We start from the raw sequence: 19513 nt of genomic DNA, 5'->3' as shown, positions 1-19513 counted from the left end.
TCCTTTGCCTCGCCCGACTCCAAGCAAGAACCGCGCCTGCCGTTCCGGGGCAAAACATGACCGGAAAATCGCATTATGCAATGTCCGACCCGGAACCGTTTGCAATATGCAATGCAATCTGGCCGAGAGATGTTCTGACACCGGAAAATGACAAGCCCGTCACGCGGGTGGCGCGTGACGGGCTGCGGTATGCTCCGGTTGCCGGCGCGTCAGCGCGCCGGATAGCCGATCTCGGAGAGATTGGCACGGATTTCGTCGAGCACGGCGGGGTCGTCGATGGTCGCGGGCGTGCGGAAGGCCTCGCCGTTCGCCAGCCGCACCATGGTGGCGCGCAGGATCTTGCCCGAGCGGGTCTTGGGCAGCCGCTCCACCACCACGGTGAGCTTGAAGGCCGCCACCGGGCCGATCTGGTCGCGCACCATGGCAATGCATTCGCGAATGACCTCGGAATGCTCGCGATTGCACCCCCGATTGAGGCAGACAAAGCCCATGGGCAGCTGGCCCTTCAGCGCATCGGCGATGCCGATCACCGCGCATTCCGCCACGTCCGGATGCGCCGCCAGCACCTCCTCCATCGCTCCGGTGGAGAGCCGGTGCCCCGCCACGTTGATCACGTCATCGGTGCGGGCCATGATGTAGACATAGCCCTCCTCGTCGACATAGCCGGCATCCCCCGTCTCGTAATACCCGGGGAAATGGCCGAGGTAGGATTTCACGAAGCGCTCCTCGGCGTTCCACAGGGTGGAGAGCGTGCCCGGCGGCAGCGGCAGCTTCACCGCCACGGCGCCCAGCGTGCCGCGCGGCACCTCGTGGCCGCCCTCGTCGAGGATGCGGATGTCGTAGCCCGGCATGGCCACGGTGGGCGAGCCGAGCTTCACCGGCAGCGCCTCGATGCCCATCGGGTTCGCGGCGATGGCCCAGCCGGTCTCGGTCTGCCACCAGTGGTCGATCACCGGCACGCCGAGCACCTTCGCCGCCCATTCGATCGTGTCCGGGTCGGCGCGCTCGCCGGCGAGGAACAGCGCCTGCAGGCAGGAGGTGTCGTAGCCCGCGATCATCTCGCCCTTCGGGTCCTCGCGCTTGATGGCGCGGAAGGCGGTGGGGGCGGTGAAGAAGGCGCGCACGCCATGATCGCGGATCACCCGCCAGAAGGTGGCGGCATCGGGCGTGCCCACGGGCTTGCCCTCGAAGACCACCGTGGTGCAGCCCATCAGCAGCGGCCCGTAGCAGATGTAGCTGTGCCCCACCACCCAGCCCACGTCGGAGGCGGCCCAGAACACGTCGCCCGGGCGCATTCCGTAGATGTTCTCCATCGTCCAGTGCAGCGCCACCATGTGCCCGCCCGAGGGGCGCACCACGCCCTTGGGCTGGCCGGTGGTGCCGGAGGTGTAGAGCACGTAGAGCGGGTCGGTCGCGGGCACGGGCACGCAGGGCGCGGGCTCGGCGCCGGCCACGAACGCGCCCCATTCCACATCCCGCCCCGGCACCAGCGCCACCTGCGCCTGCGGCCGCTCGAGGATCACGCAGAACTCCGGGGCGTGGCGGGCCTGGGAGATCGCATCGTCGAGCAGCGGGCCGTAGGGCACCACGCGCCCCGGCTCGATGCCGCAGGAGGCGGAGAGGATGGCCTTCGGGGTGAAATCGTCGATCCGCACCGCGAGCTCATGCGCCGCGAAGCCGCCGAAGACCACCGAATGCACCGCCCCGAGGCGCGCGCAGGCCAGCATCGCCTCCAGCGCCTCGGGCACCATGGGCATGTAGATGATCACCCGGTCGCCCCGGCCGATGCCGCGCGCGGCGAGCGCGCCGGCCAGCCGCGCGACGCGGTCGCGCAGCTCGGCATAGGTGATGCGGCTCACGCTGCCGGTGACCGGGCTGTCATGGATGATGGCGATGCGGTCGCCGTGCCCGGCCTCCACGTGCCGGTCCACCGCGTTCCAGCAGGTGTTGGCCTCGGCCCCGGGAAACCACTCGTAGAGCGGGGCGCGGCTTGCGTCGAGCGCGCGCTCGGGGGGCACGTCCCAGTCCACCCTGCCCGCCTCGCGCAGCCAGAAGCCCTCCGGGTCCGCCTTCCAGGCGTCATGGACAGCCTTGTAGCTCATTGCCGTTCTTCCTCCCTGTGTCCGCGGCGCGCACGGGCACGCGCCACGGGTGTGCATCAGGTGACCGGCCGGGCCCTCTTCGGGGCCTCGGCCGCTGAAGCGCGCTCAGCCGTAATGCTGCACGGGTGTGCCGGCCAGCGCCGCGATGTTGATGAGCCCCCGCGTGGTGATCGAGGAGGTCACGATATGCGCCTTGTTGCCCATCCCCATCAGGATCGGGCCCACTTCCAGCCCGCCGGCCAGCATCTTGAGCACGTTGCGCGAGGCGCTGGCGGCGTCGGCATTGGCGAAGACCAGCACGTTCGCCGCCCCCTCCAGCCGGGAGTTGGGGAAGATGCGCTCGCGCAGGGTGGGGTCGAGTGCTGTGTCGGAATGCATCTCGCCCTCGTACATGAAATTGCGCGGCGCGCTGTCGAGGATGGCGAGCGCCTCGCGCATGCGCGGGCCGGTGCCGGTGTCGAGGTTGCCGAACTGCGAGTGCGAGCACAGCGCGATCTTCGGCTCCAGCCCGAAGCGGCGGACATGGCGCGCCGCGGCGATGGTGATCTCGGCGATCTGCGCCGCCGTGGGCTCCGGGTTCACATGCGTGTCGGCGATGAAATAGGCCCCGCTCTCCAGCAGCACCAGCGAGAGCGCGCCGATCTGGGTGAGCCCGTCACGGCCCAGCACGTCGTCGATGTAGCGCAGGTGCCACAGGTACTGGCCGAAGGTGCCGCAGATCATGCTGTCCGCGTCGCCCCGGTGCACGGCCACCGCGGCGATGGCGGTGGTGTTGGTGCGCATGATGGCCTGGGCCAGCGCGGGGGTCACGCCGCGGCGCTGCATGAGGTTGAAGTAGGTCTCCCAGTAGGCGCGGTAGCGCGGGTCGTCCTGGGGGTTCATGATCTCGAAGTCGCGCCCCGGGCGCACGGTGAGGCCGAAGCGCTCGCAGCGGCTCTCCATCACCTCCGGGCGGCCGACGAGGATGGGCGTGTCCACCCCCTCCTCCAGCAGCGCCTGGGTGGCGCGCAGGATGCGCTCGTCCTCGCCCTCGGCGAAGATCAGCCGGCGCGAGGCGGTGCGGGCCGCCTCCATCACCGATTTCATGATCAGCGAGGAGCGGTAGACCGAGCCCTCGAGGCGCGCGCGGTACTCGTCCATGTCCACCGGGCGGGTGGCGACACCGGTGGCCATCGCGGCCTCGGCCACGGCACAGGCGACGATGGAGAGCAGCCGGCGGTCAAACGGCTTGGGGATCAGGTAATCCGGGCCGAACACCATGCGCTCGCCCTCGTAGACCGCGGCGGTCTCGGCGGAGGTGGTGGAGCGGGCGAGCTTGGCGATGGCGCGCACGCAGGCGATCTTCATCTCCTCGTTGATCTCGGTGGCGCCCACGTCGAGCGCGCCGCGGAAGATGAAGGGGAAGCACAGGACGTTGTTGACCTGGTTGGGATAATCCGAGCGGCCGGTGGCGATGAGCGCCTCGGGCGCCACGGCGCGGGCGAGCTCGGGCATGATCTCGGGGCTGGGGTTGGCCAGCGCGAAGATGATCGGGCGCGGGGCCATGCGCGCCACCATCTCCTGCTTGAGCACGTTGGGGCCGGAGAGGCCGAGGAACAGGTCGGCGCCCTCGATCACCTCGCCCAGGGTGGCCGGCCCGCCGGGCTGGGCGAAGGCGGCCTTCTGCGGGGTCATGTCCTCCTCGCGGCCCTCGTGGACGAGGCCGTGCAGGTCGCACAGGAAGACGTTCTCGCGCTTCACGCCCAGCGAGAGCAGCATGTTGAGGCAGGCGATGCCCGCCGCCCCGCCGCCGGTGGAGACCACCTTGATCTCGCCGAAGGCCTTGCCCGAGACCTCGAGCGCGTTGGTGGCCGCGGCCCCCACCACGATGGCGGTGCCGTGCTGGTCGTCGTGGAACACGGGGATGTTCATGCGCTCGCGGCAGAGCTTCTCGACCACGAAACAGTCCGGCGCCTTGATGTCCTCGAGGTTCACGGCGCCGAAGGTGGGCTCGAGCGCGGTGACGATCTCGGCCAGCTTCTCCGGGTCGGTCTCGTTCACCTCGATGTCGAAACAGTCGATGTTGGCGAATTTCTTGAAGAGCACGGCCTTGCCCTCCATCACCGGCTTGGAGGCGGCCGCACCGATGTTGCCGAGGCCGAGCACGGCCGAGCCGTTGGACACCACGGCCACGAGATTGGCCCGCGAGGTGTAGCGCGCGGAATTGGCCACGTCCTCCTTGATGGCGAGACAGGCCTCGGCCACGCCGGGGCTGTAGGCACGCGACAGGTCACGCTGGGTGGCGAGCGGCTTGGTGGCCCGGATCTCCAGCTTCCCGGGGCGCGGGAACTCGTGGTAGTCCAGCGCCGCCTTGCGCGTGGCGTCGATCTTGTCGTCAGTCATGTGCTCTGCCCCATCATCCTTGACGTCTCCCGGGCCTGCCGCCGGGCCGAATGCCTCTTACACCCCATGCCGGCCACGCGCCAGCATCGCAGATCCATTCCCCGGGGCTGACATCACGTCCCCGCCAGGCCGCGGGGGCGCGACGGCATTTCCCCGCCACGGCTGCCGGCGCTGCCGGCCCGACGACCACCCCGGCGCGGCCCCGTGCCGGCATGGCGTATCACTCCGCGGCGGCGCGGGTGCGGGCCTCGCGCACCAGCGCGAGGATGTCGCGCGCCGCCTGCGGAATGTTCGTGCCCGGCCCGAAGATCGCCTTCACCCCGGCCTTGCGCAGGAACTCGTAATCCTGGCTGGGGATCACCCCGCCGCAGATCACGATGATGTCCTCCGCCCCCGCTTCGCGCAGCGCCTCGATCATCTTCGGCGCCAGCGTCTTGTGGCCCGCGGCGAGCGAGGAGATGCCCACCACGTGCACGTCGTTGTCGATCGCGTCCTGCGCGGCTTCCTCCGGCGTCTGGAACAGCGGGCCCACGTCCACGTCGAAGCCGATGTCGGCGAAGGCGGTGGCGATCACCTTGGCGCCGCGGTCATGCCCGTCCTGGCCCATCTTGACCACCAGCATGCGCGGGCGGCGGCCCTCCTCCTCGGCGAAACCCTCGATGTCCTTCTGGATCGCCTCGAAATCGGCGTCGCCCTCGTAGGCAGCGCCATACACCCCGGCGAGCGTCTTCACCTCGGCGCGGTGACGGCCGAACACCCGCTCCATCGCATCCGAGATCTCGCCCACGGTGGCCCGCGCCCGCGCGGCCTCCACCGCCGCCTCCAGCAGGTTGCCCTGCCCCAAGCGCGCCACCTCCTCCAGCGCGGCAAGGGCTGCGTCGCAGGCCGGCTGGTCGCGGCTGTCGCGGATGCGCTTCAGCCGGGCCACCTGCGCCTCGCGCACCGCGACATTGTCGACGTCGAGGATCTCGATCGGGTCGGGCTTCGCGGGGCGGTACTTGTTCACCCCCACGATCACCTCGTCGCCCCGGTCCACCGCGGCCTGCCGGCGGGCGGCACTCTCCTCGATCCTGAGCTTGGGCATGCCGGAGGCGACGGCCTTCGTCATGCCCCCCATGGCCTCCACCTCCTCCATCAGCGCCCAGGCGGCCTCGGCGAGATCGGCGGTGAGCTTCTCCACGTAGTAGGAGCCGGCCAGCGGGTCGACCACGTTGCAGATGCCGGTCTCCTCCTGGAGGATGAGCTGGGTGTTGCGCGCGATGCGGGCGGAAAACTCGGTGGGCAGCGCGATCGCCTCGTCGAGCGCGTTGGTGTGCAGGCTCTGCGTGCCACCGAGCGCGGCCGACATCGCCTCGTAGGCGGTGCGGATCACGTTGTTGTAGGGGTCCTGCTCCTGCAGGCTCACGCCGGAGGTCTGGCAATGGGTGCGCAGCATCTTCGAGCCGGGCTTCTTCGCGCCGAACCCGTCCATGATCCGGGCCCAGAGCAGGCGGGCGGCGCGCAGCTTCGCCGCCTCCATGAAGAAGTTCATCCCGATGGCGAAGAAGAAGCTCAGCCGGCCGGCAAAGGCGTCCACGTCCATGCCGCTGGCGATGGCCGCCTTCACGTATTCGCGCCCGTCCGCGAGCGTGAAGGCCAGCTCCTGCACCAGCGTGGCACCCGCCTCCTGCATGTGGTAGCCGGAGATCGAGATGGAGTTGAACCGCGGCATCTCTCGCGCCGTGAAGCCGATGATGTCGGAGACGATCCGCATCGAGGGCTCGGGCGGGTAGATGTAGGTGTTGCGGACCATGAACTCCTTGAGGATGTCGTTCTGGATGGTGCCGGAAAGCTCGGCGCGGCTCGCACCCTGCTCCTCGCCCGCCACGATGAAGCTCGCGAGGATGGGGATCACGGCGCCGTTCATCGTCATCGAGACCGACATTTCCTTCAGCGGGATGCCGTCGAAGAGGATCTTCATGTCCTCGACCGAGTCGATGGCCACGCCCGCCTTGCCCACGTCGCCCACCACGCGCGGGTGGTCGCTGTCGTAGCCGCGGTGGGTGGCGAGGTCGAAGGCCACCGAGAGGCCCTTCTGCCCGGCCGCGAGGTTGCGCCGGTAGAAGGCGTTGCTCTCCTCGGCGGTGGAGAAACCGGCATACTGGCGGATGGTCCAGGGGCGGCCGGCATACATCGTGGCGCGGGGGCCGCGGGTGAAGGGCTCCATCCCCGGCAGGCTGTCGAGATGGCTCAGCCCCTCGAGGTCGTCCGCGGTGTAGAGCGGCTTCACCGCGATCCCCTCCACGGTGTTCCAGGTGAGATCGTCGAGAGGCCGGCCCTTGAGTTCCTTCTCGGCCAGCGCACGCCAGGCGTCGAGCTTGTCGGTCATCGTTGCGTCTCCCTTGCCGGGTCCTCGGCGGACCGCTTGTCCTCCCCCCGGGAGGGCTCTCCCGGTGTGCCCGGGGGCGGTGCGCCGCCCTCCGGGCCTGAGTATCGGTGCCCCTCGGGGGCCACGTATCGGGGCCCTCCGGGCCCATGCATCGGGGCCCTCGGGGCCCACGCGGAATTCAGGCGAATTCCATGATCACGTCATCGACCGCGAGGCTCGCGCCCGGGGCGGCATTGATCTTCGAGACCACGCCGGCACGCTCGGCGCGCAGCACGTTCTCCATCTTCATCGCCTCCACGGTGCAGAGCGCCTGGCCCTCCTGCACCTCGTCGCCCTCCGCCACCGCGATGGACACCACCAGCCCGGGCATCGGGCAGAGCAGCAGCTTCGAGGTGTCGGGCGGCAGCTTCTCGGGCATCAGCGCCGCAAGCTCGGCGGCGCGCGGCGTCATCACCCGCACCGTGAGGTCGGCGCCGCGGAAGCGCATGCGCATCGCCCCGGTCACGGCGTCGAACTTCACGATCAGCGGGGTGCCGTTCACCTTCGCGCGCACCAGCGTCTCGCCGGGCTGCCAGCCGGTCTCGATGGCCAGCACCGCGCCGTTCACCGTCACGTCGCTCACGCCGTTGGTCTCGCTCACCGACACGTCGAACCGCCGGCCGCCCATCAGCACCACGGCATCCGGGCGCACCACGCGGCGGTGGTTGCGCATCGCACCCGAGATCTGCGCCGCACGCGCCTCCGCCCGCCGGTGCATCACGGCCGCGAGGGCCGCCAGCCGGTCAAGCTCCGCCCCGGGCAGCTCCGCGCCGCCGAAACCCTCCGGGTATTCCTCGGCGATGAAGGCGGTGGTGATCTCGCCGGAGACGAAGCGCGGGTGGTCCATCACCGCGGCGAGGAACGGCAGGTTGTGCCCGATCCCCTCCACCTCGAACCCGTCGAGCGCGTTGCGCATGCCCTCGATGGCGGCGGGCCGGTCCGGGCCCCAGGTGCAGAGCTTGGCGATCATCGGGTCGTAGTACATCGAGATCTCGCCGCCCTCGAACACGCCGGTGTCGTTGCGCACGGCATGCGTTCCGGTGGCCACCTCCTCGGGCGGGCGGTAGCGGGTGAGCCGGCCGATTGAGGGCAGGAAGTTGCGATACGGGTCCTCGGCATAGAGCCGGCTCTCCATCGCCCAGCCGGTCAGCGTCACGTCTTCCTGGCGCAGCGAGAGCGTCTCGCCATAGGCGACGCGGATCATCTGCTCCACCAGGTCGATGCCGGTGATCAGCTCCGTCACCGGGTGCTCCACCTGCAAACGTGTATTCATTTCAAGGAAGTAGAAGTTGCGGCTGCCATCGACGATGAACTCCACCGTGCCGGCGGAGCAATAGTCCACCGCCTTCGCGAGCGCCACGGCCTGCTCGCCCATCGCGCGGCGGGTGGCCTCGTCGAGGAACGGGCTCGGCGCCTCCTCGATGACCTTCTGGTTGCGCCGCTGGATGGAGCATTCCCGCTCGCCGAGGTAGATGCAGTTGCCGTGCTGGTCGCCCAGCACCTGGATCTCGATGTGCCGCGGCTGGGTGACGAATTTCTCGATGAAGATCCGGTCATCGCCGAACGACGCCTTCGCCTCGTTGCGCGAGAGCTGGAAGCCCTCCCGCGCCTCGGCGTCGTTCCAGGCGATGCGCATGCCCTTGCCGCCGCCCCCCGCCGAGGCCTTGATCATCACCGGATAGCCGATCTCACCGGAGATCTTCACCGCCTCCTCGGCGTCGGCGATCAGCCCCATGTAGCCCGGCACGGTCGACACCCCGGCCTCGGCCGCGAGCTTCTTCGAGGTGATCTTGTCACCCATCGCCTCGATGGCGCCCACCGGCGGCCCGATGAAGGCGACACCGGCCTTCGCCAGCGCCTCGGCAAACTCGGCCCGCTCGGAGAGGAAGCCATAGCCCGGGTGCACCGCCTCGGCGCCGGTGGCCTTCACCGCATCGAGGATCTTGTCGATCACGATGTAGGACTGGTTGGCCGGCGGCGGGCCGATATGCACCGCCTCGTCGGCCATGGCGACATGCAGGGCATGACGGTCGGCGTCGGAATAGACCGCGACCGTCTTGATGCCCATGCGCCGCGCCGTCTTGATCACCCGGCACGCGATTTCGCCCCGATTGGCGATCAGGATCTTCTTGAACATGGCTGCCCTTCCAGTCTCTCGGAAATGGTATTGGTGGGGGCAAGCCGATGTGCGGACACGCGAAAGCCCCCGCGCGGCGCGCAGGGGCCTCGTGTATCTCTCAGGCCCGAAGGCCGGCGCTCAGCGCCAGAGGGGCTTGCCCAGGTTGACGTCGTCCTCGTCGGTGACAGCGCCGGCGACCGCACCGGCACCTGCGCCCACGGCAGCACCCGTCGCGACCGAACCGCCGGTGATCGCGGAGCCCGCGCCACCCACGAGCGCGCCGATGCCGGCGCCGGACACGGCACGGTCACCCGAGCCGGAACCACAGGCCGCGAGGCCGAAAGCAGACGCGGCCAGAAGGGCGATGACGGAAACACGCATGGAACTTCTCCTCTCTCGTGATCTCGAACCGGCCGCAGGGCGACCTCTTCGACACAAGAACGTACGAAGCACGCGGTTCGTTCCGTCGCCCCCTGCGGCAGGGCGCCACGGGCGCGATCACGAAAGCGTTTGCGGGGCGTCATCACGCCTGCTCCGCCAGGTGCGGGAAGCTCTTCGCCACCGCGTCGAGGTCGACCCGCAGCAGCGCCTCGTAGGAGGTGGGGTCGAAGGGCTCGACCGTCACCACCTCGCGCCCCAGCAGCCAGCTCAGCCGGCCGGCGTCGAGATTGCCGCGCTCGAAGGGCTCGTCGCCGAAATGCTCGATGAGGGCGGCGAGGAAATACTCGTCCGCCTCCCGGTCCGCCGGGCGACGGTCACGGAAGCGCTCGCGCGCCTTCAGCTCGGTCGGCTTCGGCGAGGCGCGGCGGATGACGAACTGCATGTCCGTGCCCGGCTGCCGGCCGGGAAACCCGCGGTGCTTGATCATGTCGCGATCTCCCTTCCGGCCGCGCCGGCGCGATCTGCCTGCAGGGCCACGTCCGCGCCGCTTTCCTGTACCGCCGCGCCGGCACGTTCTGTTCCAATAGCCTCGCCCGCGCATTCCTTTTCAGTCGCCGCGCCGGCGCGTACCTTTTCAGCAGCCGCGCAAGCGCGGCGGTGGGCATGCATGGTCCAGCGGGCGCGCAGCCCGGTGTCGGAGAGGAGCTCGGCCGCCCGCGCCTCCCAAGCCGCCGAGACCGGGCCGCCGGCGCGCAGCGCACCGCCCGCGCCGAGCCTCAGCAGGGCCTCGCCCCCGGGCCGCTCCTCGGTCTCCACCGTCACCACCGGCGAAAAGCCCCGCACCCGGGACAGCGCGCGCCACAGGTCCTGGCGCACCTGCCGGGCCACGGCCGTGCGGAAGCGCTCGGCATCGCCGTCGAGCCGCACCGGCCATTCGGCCCGGGCCGCGAAATCGGCCCGCTCCGCCCCGCGCGCGGCGTGGCAGGTGCGTGGCCCGTCATGGCGCATCACCCAGTCGGTCATTCCGGCCTCCGGGCGAGACAGTCGATCTCCACAAGCGCGCCCACGGCCAGGCCGCTCACCCCCACAGTGGTGCGGGCCGGCAGGCGGCCGGGCGCGAAGAACGTCTCGTAAGTCTCGTTGAATTCGGCATAATCGCGGTCGAACCGGGTGAGGTAGCAGCGGCATTGCACCACGTGCTCCAGCCCCAGCCCCACGCCCTTGAGCACGATCTCGAGGTTGCGCATCACCCGCTCGGTCTGGGCGGCGATGCCCTCCGGCAGGGGCGCGTCGGGCGCCTCGGGGTCGGTGGGCATCTGGCCGGTGAGCACCACCCAGCCCGCGGCCTCCACCGCGTGGCTGAACGGCGCCACGGGGCGCGGGCCCTGCGGCAGCAGGTGGAAGATCGTCGCCCCGCTCACAAGGCCCTCCGCCGGGTGTCAACCGCTGCGCAATGCATCGATCAGCTCGTCCTTCGTCATCTTCGAACGCCCCTCCAGGCCGATCTCGCGGGCCCGGTCGTAGAGGTCGTCCCTGGTCCAGTCCTCGTAGGGCGGCGCCTTGCCGCCCCGCTTCGACGCAGCCTTGCCCGAATTGGCAATCCGCGCCGCCTTCTCGCGCGAGGCGCCCTCCTTGCGCAGCGCCTCGTAGGTCTCGTCGTCCTTCACGGACGGTCCGTGGTTCCGGGTCATTCCGGCCTCCTCTGCTCGGGGGATATCCCCCGAACGCGCGAAAGGCCGGCCGGGTTCGCCCCTCAGAGCGGGATGTTGTCGTGCTTCTTCCAGGGGTTCGTGAGCTTCTTGCCCCGCAACGAGGCAAAGGCACGCGAGACGCGCCGCCGCGTGGAATGCGGCATGATCACCTCGTCGATGAAACCTTTTTCCGCGGCAACAAAGGGGTTTGCAAAGCGTTCCTCATACTCGGCCGTGCGCGCGGCGATCTTCTCCGGGTCGCCCAGCTCGGAGCGGTAGAGGATCTCCACCGCGCCCTTGGCGCCCATCACCGCGATCTCGGCCGTGGGCCAGGCATAGTTGAAATCGCCGCGCAGGTGCTTGGAGGCCATCACGTCATAGGCGCCGCCATAGGCCTTGCGGGTGATCACGGTCACCTTCGGCACCGTGGCCTCGCCATAGGCGAACAGGAGCTTCGCGCCGTGCTTGATCACGCCGCCATATTCCTGCCCCGTGCCCGGCAGGAAGCCCGGCACGTCGACGAAGGTGAGGATCGGGATCTCGAAGGCGTCGCAGAAGCGCACGAAGCGCGCGGCCTTGCGCGAGCTGTCGATGTCGAGGCAGCCGGCCAGCACCATCGGCTGGTTCGCCACCACGCCCACGGTCGAGCCTTCCAGCCGGATGAAGCCGGTGATGATGTTCTTCGCGAACTCGGCCTGGATCTCGTAGAAATCGCCCTCGTCGGCCACCTTCAGGATCAGCTCCTTCATGTCGTAGGGCTGGTTGGCGTTGTCGGGCACCAGGGTGTCGAGGCTGTTCTCCACCCGGGCGGGGTCGTCGAAGAACGGCCGCACCGGGGGTTTCTCGCGGTTGTTGAGCGGCAGCAGGTCGACCAGGCGGCGCACCTCGATCAGCGCCTCCACGTCGTTCTCGAAGGCGCCGTCGGCCACCGAGCTCTTCACGGTGTGGGTGCGCGCGCCGCCCAGCTCCTCGGCGGTGACGATCTCGTTGGTCACCGTCTTCACCACGTCCGGGCCGGTGACGAACATGTAGGACGAATCGCGCACCATGAAGATGAAGTCGGTCATCGCGGGGGAATAGACCGCCCCGCCCGCGCAGGGGCCCATGATCACCGAGATCTGCGGCACCACGCCGGAGGCGAGCACGTTCTTCTGGAACACGTCCGCGTAGCCGGCGAGGGAGGCGACGCCTTCCTGGATGCGCGCGCCGCCCGAATCGTTGAGCCCGATCACCGGGGCGCCGTTCTGCACCGCCATGTCCATGATCTTGCAGATCTTCTGGGCGTGGGTTTCGGACAGCGAGCCGCCGAACACGGTGAAATCCTGGCTGAACACATAGACCATGCGGCCGTTGATCGTGCCCCAGCCGGTCACCACCCCGTCGCCGGACATCCGGGTGTCCTGCATGCCGAAATCGGTGCAGCGATGGGTGACGAACATGTCGAATTCTTCGAAGGAGCCCTCGTCGAGCAGCAGGTCGAGCCGCTCGCGCGCGGTGAGCTTGCCCTTCGCATGCTGGGCGGCGATGCGCTTCTCACCGCCGCCCGCGCGGGCGTCTGCGCGCCGGGCTTCGAGCTCTTCGAGGATGTCCTTCATAAGCGTGTCCTCCCGGGACCTGGGCCGTCTCGTTCCGCGCGACCATAGCGCCGGTGCGCGCGGGTGTGGAGCGTTGATTGGCGAAGTTGCGTAGTTTACAAACCAGGCAGACTGCGAATTGCGAACTTGCGAAGCCTCCCGGGAGGGCAGAGATGCAGCGCGACCAGAAACTCTATGCCGGTGTCCAGCTGCGCGAGACGCGCACCGCATCGGGCCTCACCCAGAGGGCCTTTGCGCAGAGGTTAGGCGTATCGCTCTCCTATCTCAACCAGATGGAGAACAATCACCGCCCGGTCTCGGCCGCGGTGGTGCTTGCGCTGGCGCGCGAGTTCGCCTTCGACCTCTCCACCCTGCGCGCCGGCGAGGCCGCCCGCATGACCGCCGACCTGCGCGAGGCGCTGGCCGACCCGGTCTTCGGCCCCTCGCCGCCGATGGCCGAGCTGCAGCTGATCGCCTCCAACGCGCCGATGCTGGCCCGCGCGGTGCTCAACCTGCACGCCGCCCACCGCGAGAGCCGCGAGCGCCTCGCCTCGCTCGACGAGGCGCTGGGGCGCGGCGACAGCGCCCTCCTGCCCCAGCCCTGGGAGGAGGTGCGCGACTTCTTCCACTATTGCGACAACTACATCGACGCGGTCGACCATGCCGCCGAGCGCTTCTCCGAGCGCGCGGGGATGACCGGCGCGGGCCAGCTGGAAAACGGCATCGCCTGGCTCGCCGAGCGCGGGGTGGAAACCCGGCGCGAGGCTTCCGGCCCCTTGCGCCACTACGATGCCGCCGCCCGGGTGCTGCATCTCTCGGCCCGCGCGCCGGCGCCGACGCTCGCCTTCCAGCTCGCCCACCAGGTGGCGCTGCTCGAGCATGGCGACCTGCTCGACGCCACGCTCGACCTCGCCCGCTTCCGCACGTCGGAGGCCCGCGCCATCTGCCGCATCGGGCTTGCGAACTATTTCGCCGGCGCCGCCCTGCTGCCCTACCGCCGCTTCCTCGCCGCGGCGCGGCAGGAGCGGCACGACCTCGAGGTGCTGGCCGAGCGCTTCGGCGCCTCGCTCGAGCAGGTGGCGCACCGGCTCTCCACCCTGCAGCGGCCGGGGGCGAAGGGGGTGCCGTTCTTCTTCGTGCGCGTCGACCAGGCCGGCACGATCACCAAGCGCCACTCCGCGACGAAGCTGCAGTTCGCCCGCTACGGCGGCGCCTGCCCGCTGTGGAACGTGCACCAGGCCTTCGAGACGCCGGGCCGCTTCCTGCGCCAGCTCGCCGAGACACCGGACGGCGCGCGCTACCTCTGCCTCGCCCGCGAGATCACCAAGCCCGGCGGCCGCTTCCGCGCCCCGCGCCAGCGCTTCGCCATCTGCCTCGGCTGCGAGATCACCCACGCCGAGGCGCTCGTCTACGCCGACGATCTCGACATCACCAACGCCACCGCCTTCGAGCCCATCGGCATCTCCTGCCGGATCTGCGACCGCACCGACTGCCACCAGCGCGCCGTGCCGCCGCTGGAAAAACCCCTGCGCATCGACCCCGACCGGCGCGACACCCTGCCCTACGGCATCGAGACCCAGTCCTGAGGGCGCGCGGGATGGCCTGCGGGGGAGCAACGCGCTCCTCGCCGAGGGGGCCTCGCGGCCCCCGCAGCTCGGCCCGCGTGGCGAAGGGCCCTGCGGCCCTCCGCCACCAGCGGCACCCTGGAGCATCGGGGGTAACCATGGGACGGCGGCAATCGGGCAGACCAGCCGCCACCCCGCGCGGGCGCCGGCCTGCATCGCAGGCCGGCGTGGCCCAACGCGGAGGCGACAGTCGCGCGCAGCGCGGGTGTCAACGGAGGGGCGGGAGGCCTCCCTGCCCGACCCGTGGTTCGAGGCTCGGGTGTCGGCCTCAGCCCGGAGCGCACCAGTGGATCCCGCCTTCGGAGGGAGGGACGCCGTGCAAGCCTCCACACCTCCCTGCGATTCCGGAGCCATTCCCGCGTCCCACTCCGACGAGGGTGGCTGGCCCGTGATACGCTCGCCCGCCCCACCCGGGGATGGAGCCGGATTGCCCGGGCTGCAGTGCGCTTCGGCTTCGGCTTCGGCTTCGGCTTCGGCTTCGGCTTCGGCTTCGGCTTCGGAAGCCACGCGGGCGGCAGCCACGCGGCGTCAACCCGCGAGTTGACAGCTGTCAACCCACGTCGGTGGGGCCCCGGCGGTCGCGGCGCAGGGTGGCGTAGAGCACGTGGGTGCGCCAGCGGCCGTTGATCTGCAGGTAGCTCTGGGCCACGCCCTCGTACTTGAAGCCGACGCGTTCGAGCAGCCCGCGCGAGGGGGCGTTTTCCGGCAGGCAGGCGGCCTCGATGCGCGAGAGGTCCATGCGCGCGAAGGCATGGGCCACCACCGCCTCCAGCGCCTCGGACATGTAGCCCTGCCGGGCGTAGGGCGCGCCCACCCAGTAGCCCACCGTGGCGGCCTGGGCCGGGCCGCGGCGGATGTTGTCGAGGGTGATGGCGCCCACCAGCGCGCCGTCGTCCTTGCGGATCAGGAACAGCGGCACGGCGCGTTCGGTCTCGATGGCGCGTTTTGCCCAGGCCACCCGGTTGCGGAAGGCCTGGGGCGAGAGATGGTCGGCGGCGCGCACCGGCTCCCAGCGGGCGAGGAAATCATGCCCGTCGCGGCGCAGCGCCGCCCAGGGGTGGTGATCCTCGCGCCGCGGGGGCCGCAGCACGAGCCGTGCCGTGGGGATACGGACCTGCGGAGCCTGTCGGAGCAGCCCCAGCACCAGTCTCAGGCCGCGAGGCGCTGCGCGAGGGCGACGTGGTCCGGCGCGGTGCCGACGGGGCCGTAGAGCGCCAGCGCCGGCGGGCGGACGAGCAGCGCGCGGGCATAGGCCCGGGCCCCGGCGGCGTCCACCGCGTCGATGCGCTCCACCGCTTCCGAGAGGTCGGGCACCCGGTCCCAGATCGCCAGCACCCGGGCGAGGCGCTCGCAGCGCGCGGAGGGCGATTCGAGCCCCATCAGCAGCCCGGCCTTCATCTGCGCGCGGGCACGGGCGATCTCGGCCTCGCCCATGTCCTCCGCGGCGCGGCGCAGCTCGTCGACCGTGATGCGCGCGAGATCGGCCACCTCGGAGGCGCCGGTGCCGGCGTAGATGGTGAGCGAGCCGGTGTCGGCATAGGCCGAGGCATGCGAGCCGATGGTGTAGCACAGGCCGCGCTTCTCGCGGATCTCCTGGAACAGGCGCGAGGACATGCCACCACCGAGCGCCGTGGCAAACACCTGCGCGGTGTAGACATCGGAATCGCGGTAGCCCGGGCCCTCGAGCGACAGGGCGAAATGCGCCTGCTCCAGCGTCTTCACCTCGCGCCGCTCGCCGCCCGAGAAGCGCGCGCCGAGCGCCTCGGGCACGCGCCGCGCCGGCATCGAGCCGAACACCTGCTCGGCCAGGCGCACCACCGCCTCGTGGTCCACCCCGCCGGCGGCGGAGAGGATCATCTGGTCCGGGGCGTAGAACTGGCCGGTGAAGCGGCGCAGGTCGCCCTCGCCGAAGCCGCGCACCAGGTCGGCCGGCCCGAGGATGGAGCGGCCGAAGGGCTGGTCGGGGTAGGAGACCTCGTGCAGCCAGTCGAAGATGATGTCGTCCGGCGTGTCGAGCGTCTGGCCGATCTCCTGCAGGATCACCCCGCGCTCCACCGAGATCTCCCGCGCGTCGAACGTGGGGTTCATCACGATGTCGCCGATCAGGTCGATCGCCAGCGGCACGTCGGCCGAGAGCACCCGGGCGTAATAGGCTGTCATCTCCTTGGAGGTGTAGGCGTTGAGATAGCCGCCCACGTCCTCGATCTCCTCGGCGATCTGCAGGGCAGAGCGCCGGGCCGTGCCCTTGAAGGCCATGTGCTCGAGGAAATGCGCGATGCCGGTCTCGCCTTCGCCCTCGTGGCGCGAGCCCGCGTTCACCCACACGCCGACGGCGGCAGACTGCAGCCCCGGCATGTGTTCGGTGACGATGCGGAACCCGTTGGGCAGGGTATGGGTGGCAATGCTCACGTGCGCGTGTCCTTGATCAGGGTCTCGAGGGTTGCGAGATCGTTGGCCACAACCTGCACCCGCTCGGGCCGCTCGTAAAGATCCGCCATGTGGACGGGCAGGCCCGGGCGCTGGCCGCAGGCCTCCTCCACGGCGTCGGGGAATTTCGCCGCATGGGCGGTGGCGAGGCTGACCACCGGCGTGCGCCGGCTGCCGTGCACCGCATCGGCCGCGTGCACGCCCACCGCGGTGTGCGGGCAGATCACCATCTCGTTCTGCTCGAACATGGTGGCGATGGTGGCCTTGGTCTCCTCCTCCGAGGCGCGGGCGGAATCGAACTCTGCCCGCAGCCGCGAGAGCGCGCCCTGCGAGAGGGTGAAGCCGCCGCCGGCGCGCAGCTCGTCCATCAGCCGCGAGACCGCATCGCCCTCCCGGTCGTAGAGGTCGAAGAGCAGGCGCTCGAAGTTGGAGGACACCTGGATGTCCATCGAGGGCGAGATCGAGGGGTGCACGCCTTCCTTGCGGTAGCTGCCGCTCTCGATCGTGCGGTGCAGGATGTCGTTGAGGTTGGTCGCCACGATCAGCCGCTCGACGGGCAGGCCCATGCGCTTGGCCACGTAGCCTGCGAAGATGTCGCCGAAATTGCCGGTGGGCACCGAGAAGCTCACCGCCCGGTGCGGCGCGCCGAGCGCCACGGCGGTGGTGAAGAAGTACACGGTCTGCGCCAGCACGCGCGCCCAGTTGATCGAGTTCACCGCCGCGAGGTTCACCGCGTCGCGGAAGGCAAAATCGTTGAACATGTCCTTCACGCGGGCCTGGCAATCGTCGAAATCGCCCTCCACCGCGATGGCATGGACATTGTCCTCCACCGGCGTGGTCATCTGGCGGCGCTGCACCTCCGAGACCCGCCCGTGCGGGTAGAGGATGAACACGTCGACCGAGGAGAGGCCGCGGAAGGCCTCGATGGCGGCGGAGCCGGTGTCGCCCGAGGTGGCGCCCACGATGGTCACCCGCTTGCCCGCCCGGGTGAGGGCGAGGTCGAAGAGCTGGCCGATGAGCTGCATCGCCACGTCCTTGAAGGCGAGCGTCGGCCCGTGGTGCAGCTCGGCGAGGAACCTGCCCGGCGCGTATTGCGCCAGCGGCACCCGCGCCTCGGAGCGGAAGCCGGCATAGGCGCGCGCGATGGCGCCGCGGAACTCGTCATCGGTGAAGGCGTCGCCGATGAAGGGGCGCATGACCCGGTAGGCCACTTCCTCGTAGGGCGCGCCGGCGAGATCGGCGATCTGCCCGGCGGTCATCTGCGGCCAGCTTTCCGGCACGTAGAGCCCGCCGTCGCGGGCGAGGCCGGTGAGCATGGCCTCTTCGAAGGAAAGCACGGGCGCATGGCCGCGCGTGGAGATGTAGCGCATTGAATACCCCTGCGGTTGTCGGGCCGTGTCATACCGCCCGCCGCCCGCCGTTTCCAGCGTATTTGCCGGATCTTTACTGGATGATTACCGGGTTTGCGCGGCGGGAAGCCCCGCGAAGGGCCCCGCCGCGCGGCTGTTCAGGCGGTTGCCGCCGCGAGCGCCTGGTCGAGATCGGCGATGAGATCGGCGGCACTTTCGATGCCGATGGACAGGCGCACCATGTCGGGCGCCGCCCCTGCCGCCTCCTGCTGCCCGGGATCGAGCTGGCGGTGGGTGGTGGACGCCGGGTGGATGATGAGCGAGCGCGTGTCCCCGAGGTTTGCCACGTGGGAGAAGATCTCCACCGCGTCCACCAGCTTCACGCAGGCCTCGTACCCGCCCTTCACGCCGAAGGTGAAGAGCGCGCCGGCGCCCTTGGGATAGAGCGCCTCGGCCCGCGCATGCCAGGGCGAGCTCGCGAGCCCGGGCCAGGTGACACGCGCCACGCGGGGGTCCGCCTCCAGCCATTCGGCCACGGCCTTCGCGTTTGCCACGTGCTTTTCCATGCGCATGGACAGGGTCTCGATGCCCTGCAGGGTGATCCAGGCGTTCATCGGGCTCTGGCACATGCCGAGGTCGCGCAGCCCCACCGCGTGGCCGTGCAGCACGAAGGCGAGCGGCCCGAAGGTCTCGTGGAATTTCAGGCCGTGGTAGGCGGGCTCGGGCGCGCTGAGGCTGGGGAAGCGGCCCGAGGCCGACCAGTCGAACTTGCCCGAATCGACCACCACACCCCCCATGGCCGAGCCGTTGCCCGAGAGGTATTTCGTGGTGGAATGCACCACCAGCGTGGCGCCCATCGCGATCGGGTTGCACAGGTAGGGGGTGGCGGTGGTGTTGTCGACGATGAGCGGGATGCCCTTGCGTTGCGCGATCTCCGCGAGGGCCGGGATGTCGGTGACATAGCCGCCGGGGTTGCAGATGCTCTCGCAGAAGATCGCCTTGGTGCGTTCGTCGCAGGCGGCCTCCAGCGCGGCGAGGTCCTCGGTGTCGGCGAAGCGCGCCTCCCAGCCGAAACGGCGGATGGTGTGGGAAAACTGGGTGATGGTGCCGCCGTAGAGCCGGTTCGACGACACGATATTGTCCCCCGGCCCCATGAGCGGGAAGAGTGCCAGGATCTGCGCCGCATGCCCCGAGGAGGTGGCGACCGCCCCCACCCCGCCCTCGAGCGAGGCGATGCGCTCCTGCAGGGCCGAGACGGTGGGGTTGGTCAGCCGCGAGTAGATGAAGCCGACCTCCTGCAGGTTGAACAGGGCGGCGGCGTGATCCGCGTCGCGGAACACGTAGGCGGTGGTCTGGTAGATCGGCGTCTGGCGCGCGCCCGTGGCGGGGTCGGGCTTGGCGCCACCGTGAACCTGCAGCGTGTCGAAGCCGTAGGAATGGGGTGCGTCGGTCATCG

General features: G+C 70.0%; 15 protein-coding genes. 1 reads left to right on the top strand and 14 read right to left on the bottom strand.

The window, feature by feature from the left end; genetic code table 11:
• Nucleotides 1-209: 209 nt before the first annotated feature.
• The 10 genes from D3P35_RS20005 to D3P35_RS19960 form a co-directional block, all read right to left on the bottom strand.
• On the bottom strand, nucleotides 210-2102 hold the full coding sequence (locus tag D3P35_RS20005) for a propionyl-CoA synthetase (RefSeq protein WP_118137157.1): 1893 nt from the start codon (nucleotides 2100-2102) through the stop codon (nucleotides 210-212).
• 105 nt (nucleotides 2103-2207) lie between these two features.
• Nucleotides 2208-4484, bottom strand: a complete 2277-nt coding sequence (locus D3P35_RS20000; protein WP_118137155.1) for an NADP-dependent malic enzyme — start codon at nucleotides 4482-4484, stop codon at nucleotides 2208-2210.
• Nucleotides 4485-4704: 220 nt separating this feature from the next.
• On the bottom strand, nucleotides 4705-6852 hold the full coding sequence (gene scpA, locus D3P35_RS19995) for a methylmalonyl-CoA mutase (protein ID WP_118137153.1): 2148 nt from the start codon (nucleotides 6850-6852) through the stop codon (nucleotides 4705-4707).
• 178 nt (nucleotides 6853-7030) lie between these two features.
• Nucleotides 7031-9028 (bottom strand): acetyl/propionyl/methylcrotonyl-CoA carboxylase subunit alpha, encoded by a 1998-nt coding sequence (locus tag D3P35_RS19990; RefSeq protein ID WP_118137151.1) that lies wholly within the window; start codon nucleotides 9026-9028, stop codon nucleotides 7031-7033.
• A gap of 120 nt (nucleotides 9029-9148) precedes the next feature.
• On the bottom strand, nucleotides 9149-9391 hold the full coding sequence (locus tag D3P35_RS19985) for a hypothetical protein (RefSeq protein WP_118137149.1): 243 nt from the start codon (nucleotides 9389-9391) through the stop codon (nucleotides 9149-9151).
• A gap of 142 nt (nucleotides 9392-9533) precedes the next feature.
• Nucleotides 9534-9878, bottom strand: a complete 345-nt coding sequence (locus tag D3P35_RS19980; RefSeq protein ID WP_118137147.1) for a hypothetical protein — start codon at nucleotides 9876-9878, stop codon at nucleotides 9534-9536.
• On the bottom strand, nucleotides 9875-10414 hold the full coding sequence (locus D3P35_RS19975; protein WP_118137145.1) for a hypothetical protein: 540 nt from the start codon (nucleotides 10412-10414) through the stop codon (nucleotides 9875-9877). Before D3P35_RS19975 ends, D3P35_RS19980 begins: the two co-directional genes overlap by 4 nt.
• Nucleotides 10411-10812 carry a RidA family protein gene (locus D3P35_RS19970; RefSeq protein WP_232830572.1) on the bottom strand — a complete coding sequence of 134 codons (402 nt, stop codon included), beginning with the start codon at nucleotides 10810-10812 and terminating at the stop codon, nucleotides 10411-10413. The genes D3P35_RS19975 and D3P35_RS19970 overlap by 4 nt, the downstream gene beginning before the upstream one ends.
• 18 nt (nucleotides 10813-10830) lie before the next feature.
• Nucleotides 10831-11082 carry a Rho termination factor N-terminal domain-containing protein gene (locus D3P35_RS19965; RefSeq protein ID WP_118137143.1) on the bottom strand — a complete coding sequence of 84 codons (252 nt, stop codon included), beginning with the start codon at nucleotides 11080-11082 and terminating at the stop codon, nucleotides 10831-10833.
• 62 nt (nucleotides 11083-11144) lie between these two features.
• Nucleotides 11145-12677 (bottom strand): acyl-CoA carboxylase subunit beta, encoded by a 1533-nt coding sequence (locus D3P35_RS19960; protein ID WP_118137141.1) that lies wholly within the window; start codon nucleotides 12675-12677, stop codon nucleotides 11145-11147.
• 152 nt (nucleotides 12678-12829) lie between these two features.
• Between D3P35_RS19960 and D3P35_RS19955 the strand changes: the two genes are divergently transcribed.
• Nucleotides 12830-14242 (top strand): short-chain fatty acyl-CoA regulator family protein, encoded by a 1413-nt coding sequence (locus D3P35_RS19955; RefSeq protein ID WP_118137139.1) that lies wholly within the window; start codon nucleotides 12830-12832, stop codon nucleotides 14240-14242.
• A 589-nt stretch (nucleotides 14243-14831) separates the two neighbouring features.
• Here D3P35_RS19955 and D3P35_RS19945 read toward each other — a convergent pair.
• The 4 genes from D3P35_RS19945 to D3P35_RS19930 all read right to left on the bottom strand — a co-directional run bounded on the left by D3P35_RS19945 (nucleotide 14832) and on the right by D3P35_RS19930 (nucleotide 19511).
• On the bottom strand, nucleotides 14832-15416 hold the full coding sequence (locus tag D3P35_RS19945; RefSeq protein WP_118137234.1) for a GNAT family N-acetyltransferase: 585 nt from the start codon (nucleotides 15414-15416) through the stop codon (nucleotides 14832-14834).
• A gap of 14 nt (nucleotides 15417-15430) precedes the next feature.
• Nucleotides 15431-16690, bottom strand: coding sequence for a pitrilysin family protein (locus D3P35_RS19940; RefSeq protein ID WP_118137135.1), 1260 nt, complete (start codon nucleotides 16688-16690; stop codon nucleotides 15431-15433).
• The gene (gene thrC / locus D3P35_RS19935) at nucleotides 16687-18078 is read right to left on the bottom strand and encodes a threonine synthase (RefSeq protein WP_118137133.1); all 1392 of its coding nucleotides are present in this window, start codon (nucleotides 18076-18078) and stop codon (nucleotides 16687-16689) included. The genes D3P35_RS19940 and thrC overlap by 4 nt, the downstream gene beginning before the upstream one ends.
• A gap of 137 nt (nucleotides 18079-18215) precedes the next feature.
• Nucleotides 18216-19511 carry an O-acetylhomoserine aminocarboxypropyltransferase/cysteine synthase family protein gene (locus tag D3P35_RS19930; protein WP_118137130.1) on the bottom strand — a complete coding sequence of 432 codons (1296 nt, stop codon included), beginning with the start codon at nucleotides 19509-19511 and terminating at the stop codon, nucleotides 18216-18218.
• Nucleotides 19512-19513: the final 2 nt, after the last annotated feature.

Origin of the sequence: Oceanicella sp. SM1341 (assembly GCF_003448965.1) — a bacterium.
Lineage (GTDB): Bacteria > Pseudomonadota > Alphaproteobacteria > Rhodobacterales > Rhodobacteraceae > Paroceanicella.
Note: the sequence above shows the minus strand (reverse complement) of the source record. Positions and strands in the feature narration are given on the sequence as shown.

Bases quoted from the DNA above. Each gene is read 5' to 3' on its own strand.
- D3P35_RS20005 (WP_118137157.1), bottom strand. From the start codon at position 2,102: ATGAGCTACAAGGCTGTCCATGACGCCTGGAAGGCGGACCCGGAGGGC.
- D3P35_RS20000 (WP_118137155.1), bottom strand. From the start codon at position 4,484: ATGACTGACGACAAGATCGACGCCACGCGCAAGGCGGCGCTGGACTAC.
- scpA (WP_118137153.1), bottom strand. From the start codon at position 6,852: ATGACCGACAAGCTCGACGCCTGGCGTGCGCTGGCCGAGAAGGAACTC.
- D3P35_RS19990 (WP_118137151.1), bottom strand. From the start codon at position 9,028: ATGTTCAAGAAGATCCTGATCGCCAATCGGGGCGAAATCGCGTGCCGG.
- D3P35_RS19985 (WP_118137149.1), bottom strand. From the start codon at position 9,391: ATGCGTGTTTCCGTCATCGCCCTTCTGGCCGCGTCTGCTTTCGGCCTC.
- D3P35_RS19980 (WP_118137147.1), bottom strand. From the start codon at position 9,878: ATGATCAAGCACCGCGGGTTTCCCGGCCGGCAGCCGGGCACGGACATG.
- D3P35_RS19975 (WP_118137145.1), bottom strand. From the start codon at position 10,414: ATGACCGACTGGGTGATGCGCCATGACGGGCCACGCACCTGCCACGCC.
- D3P35_RS19965 (WP_118137143.1), bottom strand. From the start codon at position 11,082: ATGACCCGGAACCACGGACCGTCCGTGAAGGACGACGAGACCTACGAG.
- D3P35_RS19960 (WP_118137141.1), bottom strand. From the start codon at position 12,677: ATGAAGGACATCCTCGAAGAGCTCGAAGCCCGGCGCGCAGACGCCCGC.
- D3P35_RS19955 (WP_118137139.1), top strand. From the start codon at position 12,830: ATGCAGCGCGACCAGAAACTCTATGCCGGTGTCCAGCTGCGCGAGACG.
- thrC (WP_118137133.1), bottom strand. From the start codon at position 18,078: ATGCGCTACATCTCCACGCGCGGCCATGCGCCCGTGCTTTCCTTCGAA.
- D3P35_RS19930 (WP_118137130.1), bottom strand. From the start codon at position 19,511: ATGACCGACGCACCCCATTCCTACGGCTTCGACACGCTGCAGGTTCAC.